This is a genomic window from Cellulophaga baltica, assembly GCF_900102165.1.
Classification (GTDB): domain Bacteria; phylum Bacteroidota; class Bacteroidia; order Flavobacteriales; family Flavobacteriaceae; genus Cellulophaga; species Cellulophaga baltica.
In genome coordinates, this window is the sequence record NZ_FNBD01000007.1 from 159973 (window position 1) to 176966 (window position 16994).

The 16994-nt window shown below is 32.6% G+C and carries 20 protein-coding genes; 12 read left to right on the forward strand and 8 right to left on the reverse strand.

Features of this window, described 5'->3' with window-relative positions:
* Nucleotides 1-48 precede the first annotated feature (48 nt).
* The 7 genes from BLQ19_RS13345 (at nt 49) to BLQ19_RS13375 (ending at nt 7128) form a co-directional block, all read left to right on the forward strand.
* Complete coding sequence (locus BLQ19_RS13345) at nt 49-2088, forward strand: DUF349 domain-containing protein (RefSeq protein WP_074538676.1); 2040 nt, start codon at nt 49-51, stop codon at nt 2086-2088.
* 16 nt (nt 2089-2104) lie between these two features.
* Nucleotides 2105-2593, forward strand: a complete 489-nt coding sequence (locus BLQ19_RS13350; protein ID WP_074538677.1) for a P-loop nucleotide/nucleoside kinase family protein — start codon at nt 2105-2107, stop codon at nt 2591-2593.
* Nucleotides 2594-2703: 110 nt separating this feature from the next.
* A complete protein-coding gene (locus BLQ19_RS13355) occupies nt 2704-4029 on the forward strand; it encodes a carboxypeptidase-like regulatory domain-containing protein (RefSeq protein ID WP_074538678.1) in 1326 nt (441 codons plus the stop codon).
* Nucleotides 4030-4190: 161 nt separating this feature from the next.
* Nucleotides 4191-5402, forward strand: coding sequence for a sensor histidine kinase (locus BLQ19_RS13360; protein ID WP_074538679.1), 1212 nt, complete (start codon nt 4191-4193; stop codon nt 5400-5402).
* Between the two features lie 63 nt (nt 5403-5465).
* Nucleotides 5466-6077, forward strand: a complete 612-nt coding sequence (locus BLQ19_RS13365) for an FMN-binding negative transcriptional regulator (RefSeq protein WP_024480005.1) — start codon at nt 5466-5468, stop codon at nt 6075-6077.
* 9 nt (nt 6078-6086) lie between these two features.
* Entirely contained in the window at nt 6087-6536 is a 450-nt protein-coding gene (locus BLQ19_RS13370) for a SecDF P1 head subdomain-containing protein (protein WP_024480004.1), read from the forward strand.
* 172 nt (nt 6537-6708) lie between these two features.
* The gene (locus BLQ19_RS13375) at nt 6709-7128 is read left to right on the forward strand and encodes a DUF2141 domain-containing protein (protein ID WP_074538680.1); all 420 of its coding nucleotides are present in this window, start codon (nt 6709-6711) and stop codon (nt 7126-7128) included.
* Between the two features lie 59 nt (nt 7129-7187).
* On the opposite strand, the gene BLQ19_RS13380 is transcribed toward BLQ19_RS13375, so the two are convergent.
* On the reverse strand, nt 7188-7667 hold the full coding sequence (locus tag BLQ19_RS13380; RefSeq protein ID WP_024480002.1) for a Dps family protein: 480 nt from the start codon (nt 7665-7667) through the stop codon (nt 7188-7190).
* Nucleotides 7668-7769: 102 nt separating this feature from the next.
* Between BLQ19_RS13380 and BLQ19_RS13385 the strand changes: the two genes are divergently transcribed.
* On the forward strand, nt 7770-8711 hold the full coding sequence (locus BLQ19_RS13385; protein WP_024480001.1) for a LysR substrate-binding domain-containing protein: 942 nt from the start codon (nt 7770-7772) through the stop codon (nt 8709-8711).
* A gap of 50 nt (nt 8712-8761) precedes the next feature.
* On the opposite strand, the gene BLQ19_RS13390 is transcribed toward BLQ19_RS13385, so the two are convergent.
* Nucleotides 8762-8956: a hypothetical protein gene (locus tag BLQ19_RS13390; RefSeq protein WP_024480000.1), complete on the reverse strand. Its 195-nt coding sequence runs from the start codon at nt 8954-8956 to the stop codon at nt 8762-8764.
* A 241-nt stretch (nt 8957-9197) separates the two neighbouring features.
* Here BLQ19_RS13390 and BLQ19_RS13395 point away from each other — a divergent pair, with 241 nt between their 5' ends.
* Nucleotides 9198-10370: a D-alanyl-D-alanine carboxypeptidase/D-alanyl-D-alanine-endopeptidase gene (locus BLQ19_RS13395; protein ID WP_367888696.1), complete on the forward strand. Its 1173-nt coding sequence runs from the start codon at nt 9198-9200 to the stop codon at nt 10368-10370.
* A gap of 7 nt (nt 10371-10377) precedes the next feature.
* Here BLQ19_RS13395 and BLQ19_RS21795 read toward each other — a convergent pair whose 3' ends face one another.
* From BLQ19_RS21795 to BLQ19_RS13420, 6 genes are all read right to left on the reverse strand, one after another.
* A complete protein-coding gene (locus BLQ19_RS21795; protein WP_367888698.1) occupies nt 10378-10683 on the reverse strand; it encodes an NUDIX hydrolase in 306 nt (101 codons plus the stop codon).
* Nucleotides 10649-10957 carry an NUDIX hydrolase gene (locus tag BLQ19_RS21800; protein WP_367888697.1) on the reverse strand — a complete coding sequence of 103 codons (309 nt, stop codon included), beginning with the start codon at nt 10955-10957 and terminating at the stop codon, nt 10649-10651. Before BLQ19_RS21800 ends, BLQ19_RS21795 begins: the two co-directional genes overlap by 35 nt.
* A 17-nt stretch (nt 10958-10974) precedes the next feature.
* Complete coding sequence (locus BLQ19_RS13405; RefSeq protein WP_024479997.1) at nt 10975-11766, reverse strand: TIGR00266 family protein; 792 nt, start codon at nt 11764-11766, stop codon at nt 10975-10977.
* A 63-nt stretch (nt 11767-11829) separates the two neighbouring features.
* The gene (locus tag BLQ19_RS13410; protein ID WP_074538682.1) at nt 11830-12312 is read right to left on the reverse strand and encodes a hypothetical protein; all 483 of its coding nucleotides are present in this window, start codon (nt 12310-12312) and stop codon (nt 11830-11832) included.
* Nucleotides 12313-12411: 99 nt separating this feature from the next.
* Nucleotides 12412-13323 (reverse strand): DUF6268 family outer membrane beta-barrel protein, encoded by a 912-nt coding sequence (locus BLQ19_RS13415; RefSeq protein WP_074538683.1) that lies wholly within the window; start codon nt 13321-13323, stop codon nt 12412-12414.
* Between the two features lie 166 nt (nt 13324-13489).
* Nucleotides 13490-13948, reverse strand: coding sequence for a DUF4442 domain-containing protein (locus BLQ19_RS13420; protein ID WP_074538684.1), 459 nt, complete (start codon nt 13946-13948; stop codon nt 13490-13492).
* Between the two features lie 134 nt (nt 13949-14082).
* On the opposite strand from BLQ19_RS13420, the gene BLQ19_RS13425 reads away from it, so the two are divergent.
* From BLQ19_RS13425 to BLQ19_RS13435, 3 genes are all read left to right on the forward strand, one after another.
* Entirely contained in the window at nt 14083-14565 is a 483-nt protein-coding gene (locus BLQ19_RS13425) for a DUF4870 domain-containing protein (protein ID WP_024479994.1), read from the forward strand.
* A gap of 183 nt (nt 14566-14748) precedes the next feature.
* Nucleotides 14749-15084 carry a PadR family transcriptional regulator gene (locus BLQ19_RS13430; protein WP_074538757.1) on the forward strand — a complete coding sequence of 112 codons (336 nt, stop codon included), beginning with the start codon at nt 14749-14751 and terminating at the stop codon, nt 15082-15084.
* Nucleotides 15085-15086: 2 nt separating this feature from the next.
* A complete protein-coding gene (locus tag BLQ19_RS13435; protein ID WP_074538685.1) occupies nt 15087-16868 on the forward strand; it encodes a PspC domain-containing protein in 1782 nt (593 codons plus the stop codon).
* Nucleotides 16869-16994: the final 126 nt, after the last annotated feature.

Genomic DNA, 16994 nt, shown 5'->3' on the forward strand with positions numbered 1-16994 from the left:
GTTACTATCTTACCAATGAATTAGGCAAAAAAGCCAAATACGTACATAATGTTGGACGAGAAAGACGAGAAACTATCAAATGATAGTAGTAAGGAAAATTCAGTAGAAACAAATGAAGTGGTGAATACTCCTTCAGAAAACCAAGCTACTGATGATGTAGAAGCAACTTCTAAAAGCACCGCTGAAGAAAGCAAAGAGCTCAATGAGGAGAACATTGTTAGTGAAGATGTTCTTGAGGAAATTGATGATTCTAATGCAGAAGATGCAGAAGACACTGATAATCACCAAAGGCATGTTATTCCTCTTTTGGATTACCACGCAATGTCTATGGAGAATTTAGTGGGAGAATTACAACGACTTGTTAAGAATGAGAAAGTACAAGCCATTAGAAAACATATAGATGGTATTAAGTATGAGTTTGATTTAAAATTTCAAGAATTTTTAGAGCATAAAAAAGAAGAATTTGTCAGCAATGGCGGAAACGAAATAGACTTTAAATACAACTCTGTCACTAAAAGACAATTCAATGAGGTTTATTCAGAATATCGTGAAAAGAAAAACCAATACCACAAGAGTCTTGAAAATAGTTTAAAAGACAATCTTGAAAAAAGACTTCAAATTATTGAAGATTTAAAGGGATTGGTTAATGTAGAAGAAGACATAAACACTACCTACAAAAATTTTAAAGATTTACAGGAAAGCTGGCGTACTGCCGGACCTATTCCAAGAAATAATTATAATGATGTATGGCGAACATACCACCATCATATTGAAATATTTTATGATTTCTTACATCTAAATCGTGAATTAAGAGATTTAGATTTCAAACGAAATCTGGAAGAAAAACAAAAACTTGTAGAAAGAGCAGAAGCACTAGAAACAGTAGCTGACTTAAATACGGCATTTCAAGAATTACAGACCCTACATAAAATCTGGAAAGAAGATATTGGCCCTGTAGACAAAGAACACCGTGAGGCTATCTGGGAACGTTTTAGCAATGCTACAAAAGCACTACATAGCAGACGACAAGGACATTTTGCCGAACTTGAAAAAACCTATGAAGTAAATCTTGTGAAAAAACATGAGATTATAGAAGGCATTAAGGCTATCACCACAAATGTTTCTAAAAACCATAAAGGTTTACAACAGCAAATTAAGGAAATTGAAGCGCTTAGAGAAAGCTTCTTCAGTGCTGGGAAAGTACCACAAAAAGTAAATGAAAAAACTTGGGCTTCTTTTAAAGATAGTGTTCGTGATTTTAATAGACAAAAGAATGCTTTCTATAAAGATCAAAAGAAAGAGCAACAAGATAATTTAGATAAGAAGAGAGCCTTATTAGAGCTAGCACTATCTTTAAAAGATAGTGAAGACACAGAAATGGCTACTTCTGAAATGAAGCGCATACAGAACGAGTGGAAAAAAATTGGCCATGTTCCTCGTAAGTTTTCTGATAAAATCTGGAAACAATTTAAAGATGCGTGTAACTATTATTTTGATCGTTTAAATGCAAGTAAGAATGAAGCACAAAAAGACGAGTTAGAAAATTTTGAGCTTAAAGCTGCTTGTCTAGAGCGTCTGCAAGGTTTTCATTTATCAGGTAATAGAAATGAAGATTTAGACGCTATTAAAGGTTTTATAGCAGAATGGAAAGCAATTGGTCGCGTGCCTTTCAATAAGAAAAGCATCAATGCTAAATTCAATAAAATATTAGATGCCTTATTCAAAAAGCTAGACATAGAACGTCAAGAAGCTGAAATGATGAAGTATGGTAATAAAATTCAGCAAATCACCAATGGTGAAAATACAGAACATGCTTTACAAAGAGAACGTACTTTTATCCGCCGTAAAATTGATGAAAGCAAAAGTGAAGTTCGCCAGCTAGAAAACAATTTACAATTCTTTTCAAATGCTTCTGAAGATAGTCCTGTTGTAAAAGACGTAATTAAAAAGATTAACGCACATAAAGAAGATTTAGCTACTTGGAAGGCAAAATTAAAGAAGCTTAATATTCTTAAAAACAATTTAAACAAAGAGGAAGTTGAAGAAGAAAATGATAGCGTAGACGCTGAAAATGACACTGAAGCTTAACTAATACCCTAAGCCAATGATATACTTAATTGTAGGTAATACTGGCGCAGGTAAAACAACCTATTCCCACCAACTTAAAGAAAAAGTTGGTGGTTTTTTGTTTTCTATAGACGTCTGGAATTCTATTCTTTTTCTTCCAGATAAAAAAGATGAGGATGGTTTAGCTTGGTTTCTGGAACGAATTGATCGCGCAGAGGACCTGATGCAAGAACAGCTGCTACAATTACAAAGAATTGGAGTAGATGCTATTCTAGACTTAGGATTTTCAAAATATGAGCATCGGCAAAAGTTTAGAGATTTTGCTCAAGCAAATAGCATTGAAGTTGAACTTCACTTTCTAGATATCCCTAAAAAAGAACGACAAAAACGGGTTATGCAACGAAATATCAAAAAAGGAGCTACTTTTTCTTTCGAAGTTACGAATGAAAATTTTCAGTTTATGGAAGATTGGTTTGAAACACCCACTTCCAAAGAATTACAAAATGCTATAATACGTATCCTATAAAGTAAGCTGTTCTATTCCGAAAACTGAATATTGCTTTTTTATAGTAGTTATCTTACTAAAAATTAGTACCTTATAAGGAAGACTCAACGATTCACCTTAAAACTAATACTATGAAAAGCAAACCTAATTATTCCCATTTTAAATCATGGAAAGCATTATTGGTGGCCTTACTAATCTTCGGAGCTACACCACAAAGCAATGCTGCTACTATTTTACAAGAAGAGCAACAAGAAGAATTTAATCAGTACAAAGGTAAAATTATAGATGCTAATAGTAAAAAAGAACTTGTATTTGCAACAATTACCATACAAAATTCTAATATAAGTACAGTCACAAACACAGAGGGAGATTTTGCTTTAAAAGTTCCTAAAGCTTTGGCAGACGCCACAGTTTCCATAAGCTTTTTAGGATATAAGACAAAAGAGTTAAGCCTAAAAGAACTTAAAGAAAGTAATAAGATTGCCTTAGAAACAGCAGTTACCGCTTTATCTGAGGTTAATATCGTTGTCCCTAAGAATGCAGAACTTCTGGTTCGAGAAACATTAAATAAAAAAGGTGCAGATTATTTTGAATTCCCAACCCTTATGACTGCTTTTTACCGCGAGACTATAAAAAAAAGAAAGAAGAATGTTTCTTTATCAGAAGCGGTAGTCAATATTCATAAAGCGCCATATACTACCAAACAAAATGATGCGGTAGAATTATATAAAGCTAGAAAAAGTACTGATTACAGTAAATTAGATACCTTAACTTTAAAATTACAAGGAGGCCCATTCAACACCCTATTTATCGACTTAATGAAATATCCGGAGTATGTCTTTACACAAGAAACTATTCCGCTTTACAACTATACCTTTGAACGTTCCGCTAGAATTAATGATCAATTAATCTATGTTATAAATTTCTCTCAGAAAGAAAACTTGACAGACCAACTCTATAAAGGACAGCTGTTTATAGATGCTGAACATAAAATTTTAACTAGCGCTATTTATGAATTAAATATTACGGATAGAGAAAACGCCGCACGTATGTTTGTAAAACGCAAACCTGCTAAAGCCAATGTATACCCTACTGCTGTGGCTTATCGTGTAGACTATAGAGAGAAAGATAATAAGTGGTATTATGGCTACAGTAATGTCATGTTGGAGTTCAAAATTAATTGGGATGATCGATGGTTTAATTCTGTGTATAGCATGACCTGTGAAATGGCCGTAACCGATTGGGAAAAAAATGAAGGTAAAAACTTAAAAGGAAAAGAAAAATTACGCAGAAATATTATTCTTAGTGATGAAGCCCTAGGTTTCTCTGATCCTGACTTCTGGGGAGAATACAATATTATTGAACCCGAAAAATCTATCGAATCTGCCATTAAGAAAATCCAACGACAAATTAAAAAAGATAAAATAGGCGGTACAGCCGCAATCCCGAAGCCTTAAAACAAATTTTACAGCACCTGGAAAAAGGCCGATTCTTCGGTCTTTTTTATTTTTATAAACCTATATAATAAAATATGTTAAATTAAGGCTTCGATACAATTATACTATTAGTTTTTCGTTCTTCTATTTGTAATATATTTCTCACTTCATAAATCAAAAGCATGCTTGCTCCAAAAGCACACAAAGAAGAAGAAAAAAGATTAGCCGAGCTTCAATCTTATAATATTTTAGACTCTTTACCCGAAGAAGACTACGATAATTTATCTAAGATAGCCTCCGAAATATGTGGCACTCCTATTTCAATGATTACCCTTGTAGATGAAAATCGGCAATGGTTTAAGTCTTCCTATGGCGTAGATATAAAAGAAACTCCTAGAGAGATATCTTTTTGTGGTCATACCATAAATCACTCTGGCGATGTATTTATCGTTCCTGATACTAGAAAAGACGAGCGCTTTTTTGACAACCCTATGGTTACAGGAGAATCTAATGTGGTTTTTTATGCTGGAGTTCCTTTAATGACGGCAAACAACTTACCTATTGGCTCTTTATGCGTTATAGATCACGAACCAAAGACCTTAAACAAAAGTCAGATAGAATCGCTTCAAGCGCTATCCAATCAAGTTATGAAGTTAATAGAGCTTCGTAGAAATGAACTCTTACTACAGCAGGCCTTAGTCAATCAAAAAGAGAAAAACACAGAACTAGAATGCTTTGCCTATATTGCGGCCCATGATTTGAAGTCTCCATTAAATAATATTACCACCTTAACAGATATTTTCATCGATCAATATGGAATCAATATAGATACACAAGGATCAGATATTTTAAATATGATTGTGAGTTCTTCTAACCGGTTAAAAGGACTTATTGAAGGCTTATTAGAATACAGTAAGAGTGACAACCTTTTAAAAGAAAAAACTAAAGAGGTTAGCATAGAAAATGTAAAGAATAACATCAATAGCATATTTAGCAGTAACCCTCATATTCATTTAACAGTTATATCAGAATTAAAAAAGATTACTATTAATGAAACCGCATTAGATCAAATACTCATAAATTTAGTAACCAATGCCATAAAATACAATGACAAAGGAGAGGTTCAAATTACAATTGGAATTGACGCATCTAAAACACACTACCTGTTTTATGTTGCTGATAATGGCCCAGGTATTCCTGAAGATAAGTATGACCGTATTTTTGATATTTTCACCATCAATAGTCCCCAAGATAAATTTGGAGTAAGGGGTAACGGAATAGGTTTAGCCACCGTAAAAAAAATAATTGAAAAATTAGGGGGTGAGATTACGGTGAGATCTACTCTAGGAAAAGGTTCTAAATTTAGTTTTACAATAAAAAAACACTCTTTATAATTACATATATTCTACTCGTTTTAAATGATTAATAGTTACTTTTAAACTTAAAAGCTAACTATAATGTTCACTCCAAAATATTACGAGCAAAAGGATTTAAAAGAAATCAAACAATTTTTAATTGAAAATAGTTTTGGCATCCTTGTAAACCAAGTAGACAATAAACCTTGGGCTACACATATTCCTTTAGAATTAGATACTGACCATGATGGCTCCGATATTTTAGTAGGCCATATTGCAAGAGCAAATCCACAGGGAAAACATTTTACAGAAAATGGTACCGTACTTTGTATTTTTAATGGACCACACTCCTACATATCATCATCTTGGTACAAAAAAGAAGAGGTTCCTACCTGGAATTATATTGCGGTTCATGTATATGGGAAGTTAAGTATACTTAGTGAGGACGAAGTTATGGCATCTATGCACAAACTGGTAAATAAGTACGAAAAAGCATCTAAGAATCCTATAACCTTAGAAGACATGTCTAGCAAAACACTGAGGCAAGTTAAAGGGGTTATTGGTTTTAAAATTAAAATAGATGATATCCAAGCTACTTATAAGTTATCCCAAAATAGAACGGAAGATCATGAAACTATAATTTCAGAACTAGAAACTATTGATGATGCCAATGCCTGTGCTATAGCGCAAGCAATGAAAAAGAATACCCTATAAATTTAAAATATGTTCCTTAAAATTTTTCCATTAATTATAGGTATGTTTCTAGCAACAGCTTCATATTCTCAAGCTAAGCCTATGAGTAGAGATACAATTTCTGGTTTGTATTTGACTAAAAATTATGATGGATTTACTGGTGATAATTATGAAACTCTTATCCTGCAAGATACACCTTCCATTTATTTATCTGATATAAAAGAAGTTTCTCAAAGTTTTAATTATTTAGGAAAGCCTTCTGTCCATTTGGTTTTAAACACTTTAGGAAGTGCAAAACTAAAAGAAATAACTACAGAATTCACAGGTGAACCCCTGGTCATTTATTTTGGAAAAAAAATAGTTTTAGCTCCTACAATGATGAGCCCGATTACAGGTGGGCAATTAGAAATTTCTAGTAATCTTACCTTACAAGAAACAGATGGAATGGTCCGTTGGTTAAAATCGAGAATTGGTAATTGATTCTACGCAGCTCTTTAAAACATAGTTTTTTAATTTTTTGCATAAATACTACAATTCGGAAATCAATTTCTACAGTTGAGTTTTTAAAATTTACCCACCTCCTTCTTATTTTTCAACTTTGAGCTATTAATAACTACTACCGCATACCAACGGTATTAAAAACCAGATTCAAATGAAAAATTTACTTGTTACCGCTATTCTAATTCTATGTTCTATTTTCGCCAAAGCTCAAGAAACACAGAGCTACACCCTAGCGGTGTCTATTGATAATATCTCTAGCAACAATGGTAAAGTGTTACTTTCATTACATACTGCAGATACGTTTATGAAAGGGCCCGGCATACAAAATATAGCTAGTGAAATAGTAGACGGGAAAATAAATATAAGCTTTAAAAATGTAGTCCCTGGAAGTTATGCTATTATGGCGGTGCATGATGAAAACGATAATAAGCGCATGGATTTCGAAACTAATGGAATGCCAAAAGAAAACTTCGGTATGTCTGGAAATGATATGTCTTATGGTCCACCACGTTTTGATGATGCAAAATTTTCGCTAACAAATGAAGATTTAGCATTTACCATTCGGTTTTAAACCTAAAAAAGCCTCTTAGCATAATGCTAAGAGGCTTTTTTTTATTACTAATATTAAATTTATACTTCTTCTGTTAACCAAGCTTTCATCATCCAAACAGTTTTTTCTTGTTCTGCAATAAAATCGCTCATCATAGAATTTGTACCCTCATCATCGGCATCTCCTGATGTGTTTAATATTTTACGCTCAATAACAAGTAATTTGCTCAAAGAATCAACAATTAAATGTATTGCCGCTTCATCTTTGTGAATATTTTTACCTACTTCAATCGTAGAATTTGCAATATAATCTTCAAAGGTGTGTAATGGTAGTCCACCTAAGGTTAATATCCTTTCCGCAATCATATCTACTTTCTCATTGGCATCAGTATATAACTCCTCAAACTTTATATGCAAGTCAAAAAAGCGTTTTCCTTTAATATTCCAGTGAATACCTCTTAAATTTTGATAATATCTTTGAAAGTTGGCTAATAAGGTATTTAAATCATCACTTAATTGGGCTGATTTTGCGGCGTCTAATCCTATGCTATTTAGTTTCATAATATATGCTTTTGATTTCATAACAAATTTACGAAACATATACCCCTAAGACCATAAGATTCATTGATAGTTTTTATATTTTTATAGCCTAAAACAATACAAATGACGATAACGCAATTGCAATATGTTTTGGCTGTTGCCGAATACCAAAATTTTACTCTTGCTGCTGAAAAAAGTTTCGTAACTCAGCCAACTCTAAGCATGCAAGTTCAAAAATTAGAGGATGAACTGGATGTGTTAATTTTTGATCGTGGTAAGAAACCAATTGCTGTTACTGAAGTAGGAAAAAAAATTGTAGCACAAGCAAAAAATATTGTCAACGAAGCCAATAGAATAAAAGATATTGTTGATCAAGAAAAAGGATTTATAGGAGGTGAATTTACATTGGGAATTATCCCTACGGTAATGCCTACATTACTACCTATGTTCTTAAATACCTTTATCAAAAAATATCCTAAAGTAAATCTTATCATTAAAGAGCAGAATACTGAGGATATGATCCGAAATATTCAAGACGGCCATTTAGATGCCGGTATTGCTGTTACGCCTTTAGAAATAGAATATATCAAAGAACGCCCCTTGTATTATGAGCCTTTTGTTGGTTATGTGCCTAAAAACCATAAATTAAGTGGAATAGACAAGCTTAAGACTGAAGATTTAGATATAAATGATGTGCTACTCTTACGAGACGGACATTGTTTTAGAGATGGGGTTATTAACCTTTGTAAAGCATCTAAAGATGCCCAGGGTGAAGCTTTTCAATTACAAAGTGGAAGTTTTGAAACCTTAGTGAATTTGGTAAATGAAGGAATGGGAATGACATTACTTCCTTTTTTAAATACGCTAACACTAGATGAGCGTAAAAAAGAAAACTTAAAGTATTTTGAAAGTCCATCTCCTGCCAGAGAAGTTAGTTTAATCTATCATAAAAGCGAATTAAAAATACAAATAACAGAAGCGCTTAGAGAAGTGATTTCTAGTATTGTAAGAGGTGCTATTGCTTTTCAAGACGTAAAAATTATTAGTCCGCTTAATAAAAAGTAACACTAAAAATTAACGCAATAAAAAAGCCACTAATTAAAGTGGCTTTTGTTTTATGTTAAGTATATTAAGCTTTGTTTTAGTTCTGGTTTATCATATATAAACTTTTCTAACCAGAGTTTTAGTTCTTCTACTTCTTCAGGCATGAGTGTTGAAAAAGCTTTCTTTACTTCTTTACAAAATAACTTTGTATCAAAACTAACTTTATTAAGTACCATTTTGGTGTACTCAAGCATTGATTTAGTCATATTAAAATATGTATTAGTTGATTTTACTAAGTTAAACATAAAAAGGTAATATCTATTGCTCTATTTTAGTTAAAAAATAGATAAATTGTTGTTAATATAGACAAAAAGCATAAATTGTTCCCCTAAGAACTAGCCTTTAAGAATGCGAAAAATATTATTTTTATTACTGATTATCAACTTATTACACAGTTGCAGCGTTTCGAAAATTAAAAAAATACGTAAAGAAACACAACAAGCATTTATGAAGCCTTTTTACGATAATCAATTTTTAGGCGTGTTCATTTATGACCCTATAAATAATGATACCCTTGTAAAATATAATAGTGAAAAATATTTTACTCCTGCGAGTACTACAAAAATAGCCACCTTATATACTGCCTTAAATGTGTTGCCTAAAAATATACCTACCCTTAAATATCATACTACTGGAGATACTATTTATATAGAAGGCACAGGAGATCCTAGTTTATTACATCCGTATTTTAAAGACAGTACGGCTCTTCATTTTTTAAAAGGATACAATCATATCAAATTGAATCTAAATAATTTTAAAACGACGGCTTATGGGCCCGGATGGGCTTGGGAGGATTATGATGCCTATTATCAGCCAGAACGTTCCTCTTTTCCTATTTATGGCAACGTTTTGTCCGTTTATAAAAACGATTCCATAACAATTACTCCATCATTCTTCAAAAATAATATTTTAGCGATGGTTGCACCAAAGGCTCGTGATCAACACCGCAATATTTTTTATAATGATCTCAATAAAAAAGACACTACAGTAACTCCATTTATAGTAGATGATACATTAGTTAAAAGTTTGCTTGATTCTGCTTTAAACAAGAATGTAGAACTAATAATCAAATTTCCTGAAGTAAATAAACAAACAGTCTATAGTATCCCCACAGATTCTATATTAAAAAGAATGATGGCGGTTAGTGATAATTTCCTAGCCGAACAATTACTTATTTTATCTAGCGCTACACTATCTGATACCTTAAGTTTAAAAAAAGCACAGCGCTATATTTTAGAACATCATCTTGCCGATTTAAAGCAGCCACCTAGATGGGTAGATGGCTCAGGACTATCTAGGTATAATTTATTTACCCCTGAATCTTTAGTTCATATTTTAAAAAAAATATACATGGAACAATCACAGGAACGAATCTTTGATTTATTTCCTGCAGGAGGAGTTTCCGGTACGTTGACGAATTGGTATGGAGGAATAAACGAACCATATCTATATGCTAAATCTGGTTCTTTAGGTAATGTGTATTGTTTAAGTGGCTATTTACGAACCAAATCGGGTAAGACTCTGATTTTTAGCTTCATGAACAATCACTATAAACAACCTACTGAGGAAATAAAAAAACGAATGCAATTGCTCTTCGAGAATTTAAGAGACCACTATTAGAGACCCTTTAAGAAAGCTGCTGTATTTTTACATGTTGTAATAACATAATTGATTTACCATCAATTATACCTCCAGAAGCAATCATATTATAAGCTTCGGATAGCGGAATTTCTAACACTTCAATATTTTCAGTTTCATCATCTGCACCACCACCCGCATTGATTTTCATGGTATCATCCACATAACCTATAAAAAAGTGGACTTTTTGCTTAACGGTGCCCGGCACCATAAAACTCTCAAAAACTTTACTGACTTCTGGAATTTGATATCCAGTCTCTTCAAGAACCTCTTTCTTGATAAACCTCAGGAGTATCTCCTTCTAAAAGTCCGGCGCAAACCTCAACCAGCATTCCTGTAGCCACACCATTTTGATAAGCAGGCATTCGAAACTGTTTGGTTAAAATAACAGATGCTCTTTCCTTATGCATTAAAAGAATAGCTGCAGCATCACCACAATCATAAACTTCTCGTTCTTGTTTTTCCCAAGCACCATCTTCTCTATGATAATCAAAGAAATATTTATCTAACCTATACCAGTTATCTGATAACAGTTTTTTCGTTATATTTTTTACCGTTCCGTTTTTCAAACTTTTTATGTCTACAATTAATTATCACCATCTAATAAATTTCCAATACCTCCAAGAATACTTCCTTCTCCTTTGGTATTGCCCCCGCTTGGTATTGCAGCAAGAACACGACCAGCCAGTCTGCTAAAAGGCAACGATTGTACATATACGGTTCCTGGTCCGCGCAGTGTAGCATAAAATAATCCTTCCCCACCAAATACAGTATTCTTAATACCTCCTACAAATTCAATATCATAATCTACATGTTGTGTAAAGCCTACGATACATCCAGTATCTACCCTGAGCACTTCTCCTGACTTTAATTCTTTTTTTGCCAAAGTACCTCCTGCATGCACAAATGCCAAACCGTCTCCTTCCAATTTTTGCATGATAAATCCTTCCCCACCAAACAAACCTCTGCCCAAACGTTTTGAAAATTCAATGCCAATAGAAACACCTTTTGCGGCACAAAGAAAAGCATCTTTCTGGCATATAAATTTACCTTGTGTTTCTGATAAATCTATCGGAAGTATTTTTCCGGGATAAGGAGATGCAAAACTAACTTTACGTTTTACTTGACCTATATTTAAAAAAGCCGTCATAAATAAACTTTCCCCTGTAAGCATACGCTTTCCTGCAGAAAATATTTTACCTAAAACACCTTTATCCTGATTAGAACCGTCTCCAAAAATGGTATCCATTTTAATATCTGAGTCCATCATCATAAAACTCCCTGCCTCTGCGACAACAGCTTCTTGAGGATCTAGCTCTATTTCTACAAACTGCATTTCTTCCCCAAATATCTGAAAATCTATTTCATGTGCATTCATGTCCTATCTATTTTTTGATTGATGATTATTAGTACGGTCTTGGATACAAATGTTACAATTTCACTATTTATTTTTGATGACATTCGCTAACTCTTCCGGTTTTTGAGTGCCCACCATCAGCTTTTTTCCATTTTTTAAATGAATAGCTAATCCGTGATTTCCTTTTATATTATACACCGTTCCATACTTTAAACTCAACCTAATTCCATACCCTACAAAGCCATAGGTAACAATTTCTGTAGTGTTTATTTCTGACCAATTCCATTTTTTTGTAAAAAAAGGAAAAAATGAAACTTGAATATAATCTTTTGATAGGGTAGTTTTTAATTTTAAAATTAGAAACAGAAGAATAACCAGACATACCAATATAAGAGGAATTAAGTTTTCCGTATTAAAAATAATCGTACCTACAGTAAATATTTCATCACTTGAGTAAGAAAAACTTATCAAATCAAATAATAAATACCCAATTATAAGCAATAACAGCAACCACAACCACCATTGTGTAAATTTTTGTTCTTCGTAAAATAAATAATTTTCTCTCATAGATTATTAAAATAACTAATATATTCGTTAAAAGTAAAAAACAGAAATTATAATTCTGTAATTTCTGTTTTTACTTTTGAGCCTTTTTATTTTTTTGCATTAATTGTAATAAGGACTTTTTACCTTAGACTTCACTTTTAATTTATAGGTTACACCAAAATTATAATAGGCACCATTCTCCATTGAAAAATTATAAACTTCATTAGTGTCATAATCCTGAACTTCCATACTATTAAAAGCGGAATACCCTGCTTTAGCATTAAATTCAAAATCTTTTAGAAAACTAATGGTATATCCTACCCCCCCTAACATATAGGTACTCTTTAAATTTCCCCTATAATCTGTTTTATAAATCTCCACATCATCATTCATATTGCCTGCAAAACCATCTAAGGTGGTGAACGCTTCTATCCGGTGATTTTTATGAAAAGACCACTTTAATCTTGCATCAGGAAATCCAATTTTATAAGCCCACTTCTCATCCAATCGTTTTGTGTAGGCTATAACGGGGATTGGAAAATCTAACCCATTTTGAAAATCATATGAAACTCCAAAACTCCACATAGATTGATTCTCTGTATTCAATTTATCAAATAGTAAGGATCCATTGATAAATATATCTCGACTATCAAAAGCGTTGATATCAAAATTGGAAGATATTTGTGGCGCTAATTTCAAAGAAAAACCCCATCCGTTTTCTAAAACTCGATCATATAGAAGCCCTAAACTAACGGTTTGAAAATTATCTATTTGGTGGGTCTCAAATGGCACATCTTTATCAACATAACCAATATTTAAATTTTGATACTCCCCAAACAAACTAATAGTCTCCTTTCCAAATACTGTTTTTAGAGGAATATCAAAACCTACTTTATTTTTTTTAATAGTACCTACTTCTGAATTTGGTAAAAATTCTGAAGTAATATACACACTTCCTGTTTCCTGTGAGAACCCTACACCAACGGTACTAAGAATTAAGATCACTACCAATTTTCGCATTTTCTTTTTCATTTAAAAAGTTAGGAATTAGATCTTAGCAGCTACATAATAGCTACTGCTCTAATTTCAAACGAAATTGATGAAAATGTAAAAAAACAGCAAAGCAAATAGATATGTAAGGGGTTTGGCTATACCAACCCACCATATTCATCTATAGAATGAGGAAAAGAAGGTAATTTTATTTCTTCCTTAACTTAATGGTCCATTCAAAATTAAAGGTAGATACCACTACTCCATCGGTATTAACTCCTACAGATTTCATCCAAATAGTTTGGCCTTCTCCTGTCGCTACCGTTTTATCAATACCTTCTTTAATTAAATGACCGTCTTCACAAGTAAATGTAATTTTACCTGTAGCCTTTTTAGTGAAACTAGCGTTATTATTTGCTACTAACATAGATATTTTCTGTCCGCTTTCTTTAATTTGATCAATCATCATAGCTCCAGTAGATAATTCTGCGGCCATACCTTGAACTGCCCAGAACATAGAATAAAAAGGATTTTGATTTATCCATCTATGGGTTACTGTTACTACAGCTTTCTTTGTATCTATATGACGCAAACGCACACCACACCACCAAGCAGAAGGCAATTTAAAAAATGTAAACGAATTAAACTTACTTGCGGAAACTCCCATAACTACTCTAAATTTTGTATAAAAGTATTGAAAATTAACGAGCTTACAAATGTTAATAAAAAGTTAATTTACAGTACTATGTGTTGCATAGTACCTTTTTTTAGACATATATTTGCATAAGAAATTACTAAGCCATGACAGATACTATATCAAAACACGAAAAAAACCTCTCTGCAATTTTGCATGCATCGACGTTCTCTAAGTTTTTTATTCCTTTCGGAAACTTCATAGTTCCTTTGGTTCTTTGGACCGCAAATAAGAATGAATATAAGTATGTAGATTATAATGGAAAACAAGCTTTAAATTTTCAATTAAGCTTATTGCTTTATTCTATACTTATTGGCATTATAAGCATTCCATTATTTTTAGGGTTAGTTCCAAACCTATTTGATTTCGGAAATTTCTCATTTGGAAATTTAAATCATTTCAATACTATGAATTTTCATTTTGACAGCAATGACTTCAGGTTTGGTTCTTGGCTAATTCCTTTTGGAGTAAGCGGTTTATTACACGGAGCTCTATTTGCACTAAATATTGTTTATACCATTTTAGCCGTCATAAAAACAAATGAAGGTCAAGAATTTTCATATCCATTAACTATTAATTTTATAAAGTAAAAAAAGGTCTTAATCACACCTTTTCAGTACAGGAGTTTATTCATTAATCACAATCAAAAAAATCAATCTGGATGTTTATTCATCAATCAAAAAACGAACCGTTAATCTATGCAAGAAGTTAGTTCTAAGAAAACAGAAAGAATTTCGAGGCTAAAAAAGCTGCATACAAAGCAAGACGAAATTATGAATGTAGAAAATACAAAGGCGCAAATGCGTAAAGGTGTACTGGAATATTGCATCCTCTCTATTTTAAATGGAGAAGACAAATATGCATCAGAAATCCTTGAAACATTAAAAAATGCCAAAATGCTTGTGGTAGAGGGTACCATCTATCCTTTATTAACACGATTAAAAAATGCAGGCTTATTAAATTATCGTTGGGAAGAGTCTACCTCTGGACCACCAAGAAAATACTATACATTGACTGAAACAGGGAAGCTATTTATCAAAGAATTAGATACTACTTGGGATGAATTACGAAGTGCTACTAACCTAGTGACCAACAACAAAAACAACTAACGATGAACAAAACTGTAAATATAAATCTCGCTAATATACTTTTTCATATTGATGAAAATGCGTACAATAAAATGCGACGTTATCTAGAATCTGTAAAAAGATCATTTGCAAATACCTCAGGTAGTGATGAAATTTTAGCAGATATTGAAGCAAGAATCGCAGAATTATTTCATGAGAAACTAGCCAATGAACGTCAGGTAATTACCACCAAAGAAGTAGACGAAGTGATCGCTATCATGGGGCAACCAGAAGATTATATGGTTGATGAAGATATTTTTGATGATGAACCTGTAACCACTTCAAAAGAGCCCAAAAGAGTTAAAAAATTATACCGAGATATTGATGCTAAATATGTAGCAGGTGTTTCCGCTGGTTTAGGGCATTATATTGGAGTAGATCCTATTTGGGTGCGTATTCTTTGGATTGTCTTAACCGTTGGTTCGGGAGGTAGTTTTGCGTTAATCTATGGCTTATTATGGATTTTGATTCCTGAAGCCAAAACAACCGCACAGAAACTAGACATGCGTGGTGAAGATGTGAACATCAGTAACATTGAACGTAAAGTAAAAGAGGGTTTTGATGAAGTTGCAGACCGTGTAAAAAATGTTGATTATGAAAAAGTAGGTAATAAAGTTAAAAGTAGTGGGAAAACTTTTTTTGACACCCTTGGCGAAATCATCATGTTCTTCTTTAAAATTATAGGAAAATTTGTTGGAATCATATTGATTATTACAGGCGGTGCCGGATTAATAGCTATGCTAATTGGTCTCTTTACAGTGGGTGTTTTTGATACTGTTCACTTAGGGCCCTTAAACTTATATGAATTAGTAGATGCTTCAAATACTCCTTTTTGGATTGTAGCCATAGTGGCTTTTCTCTTAGTAGCTATACCCCTATTCTTTTTATTATATCTAGGATTAAAAATTCTAATTACCAATTTAAAATCTATAGGGTCTGTCGCTAAATTTTCACTCTTAGGCCTATGGTTAATATCATTTATTGCTATTATCATACTTGGTGCTAAACAAGCTTCTTCTAGAGCTTTCTGGGATAGCGCAATTACAGATACAGAGTATTACATTAACAGCCCTAATGACACTTTAAATATTGCTTTTACCTCTAATGATCTACATTGGAATAGACGTACTTTAAATATTGGTGATATGATTGTGAGTTACGATGACAACGGACAAGAAATATTATCCTCTCAAGATGTAGAGTTTAATTTTAAAACTTCAAAAGATTCTCTTATTCACATAGAAGTTCAAAAAAACTCTAATGGAAAATCGTTCTTAAATGCCCGAGAGACTGCTGAAAAAATTGATTATGAATTTAGATTAGAAGGCAACACGCTAGAATTAGATGAATTCTTGACAACGCGAAGAGAAAACAAATTTAAGAATCAAGAGGTTCGTGTATTTATTTACTTGCCAAAAGGTATGAAATTAAAGTTTTTGAATACTGTAGATAATTGCTGGCGCGTAAACACTAAAAATGACAGCAAAATTAACGACTGTGATGTCTATGATTTTAAATGGATGATGGGAAACAATGGAACCTTACAATGCCTAGACTGCCCTGTAAAGGAATTAGAATTCTCTGAGGATGAAAATCGCGTAAAAATAAATGGTAATGGTATAGATATCAACATCAACGAAAATGGAGAAAAAGGCAAAATTAAAATAAATGAAGATGGTATTGATATTGATGTTCAAGACAATGGCGAATCATTTATTTTAAAAATAGACGAAAACGGCATTCGTGTTGATGCCGATGAAAACTAGTATTTAATACAAAGCTCTACACTAAACCACTAGTGAACTGCAATTAAATGTAATCTTAACAATTCATCAATCAAAAACAACAGTTGGGTTAGTATAATTATACAACAACCTAAAAAAGCATCAAAT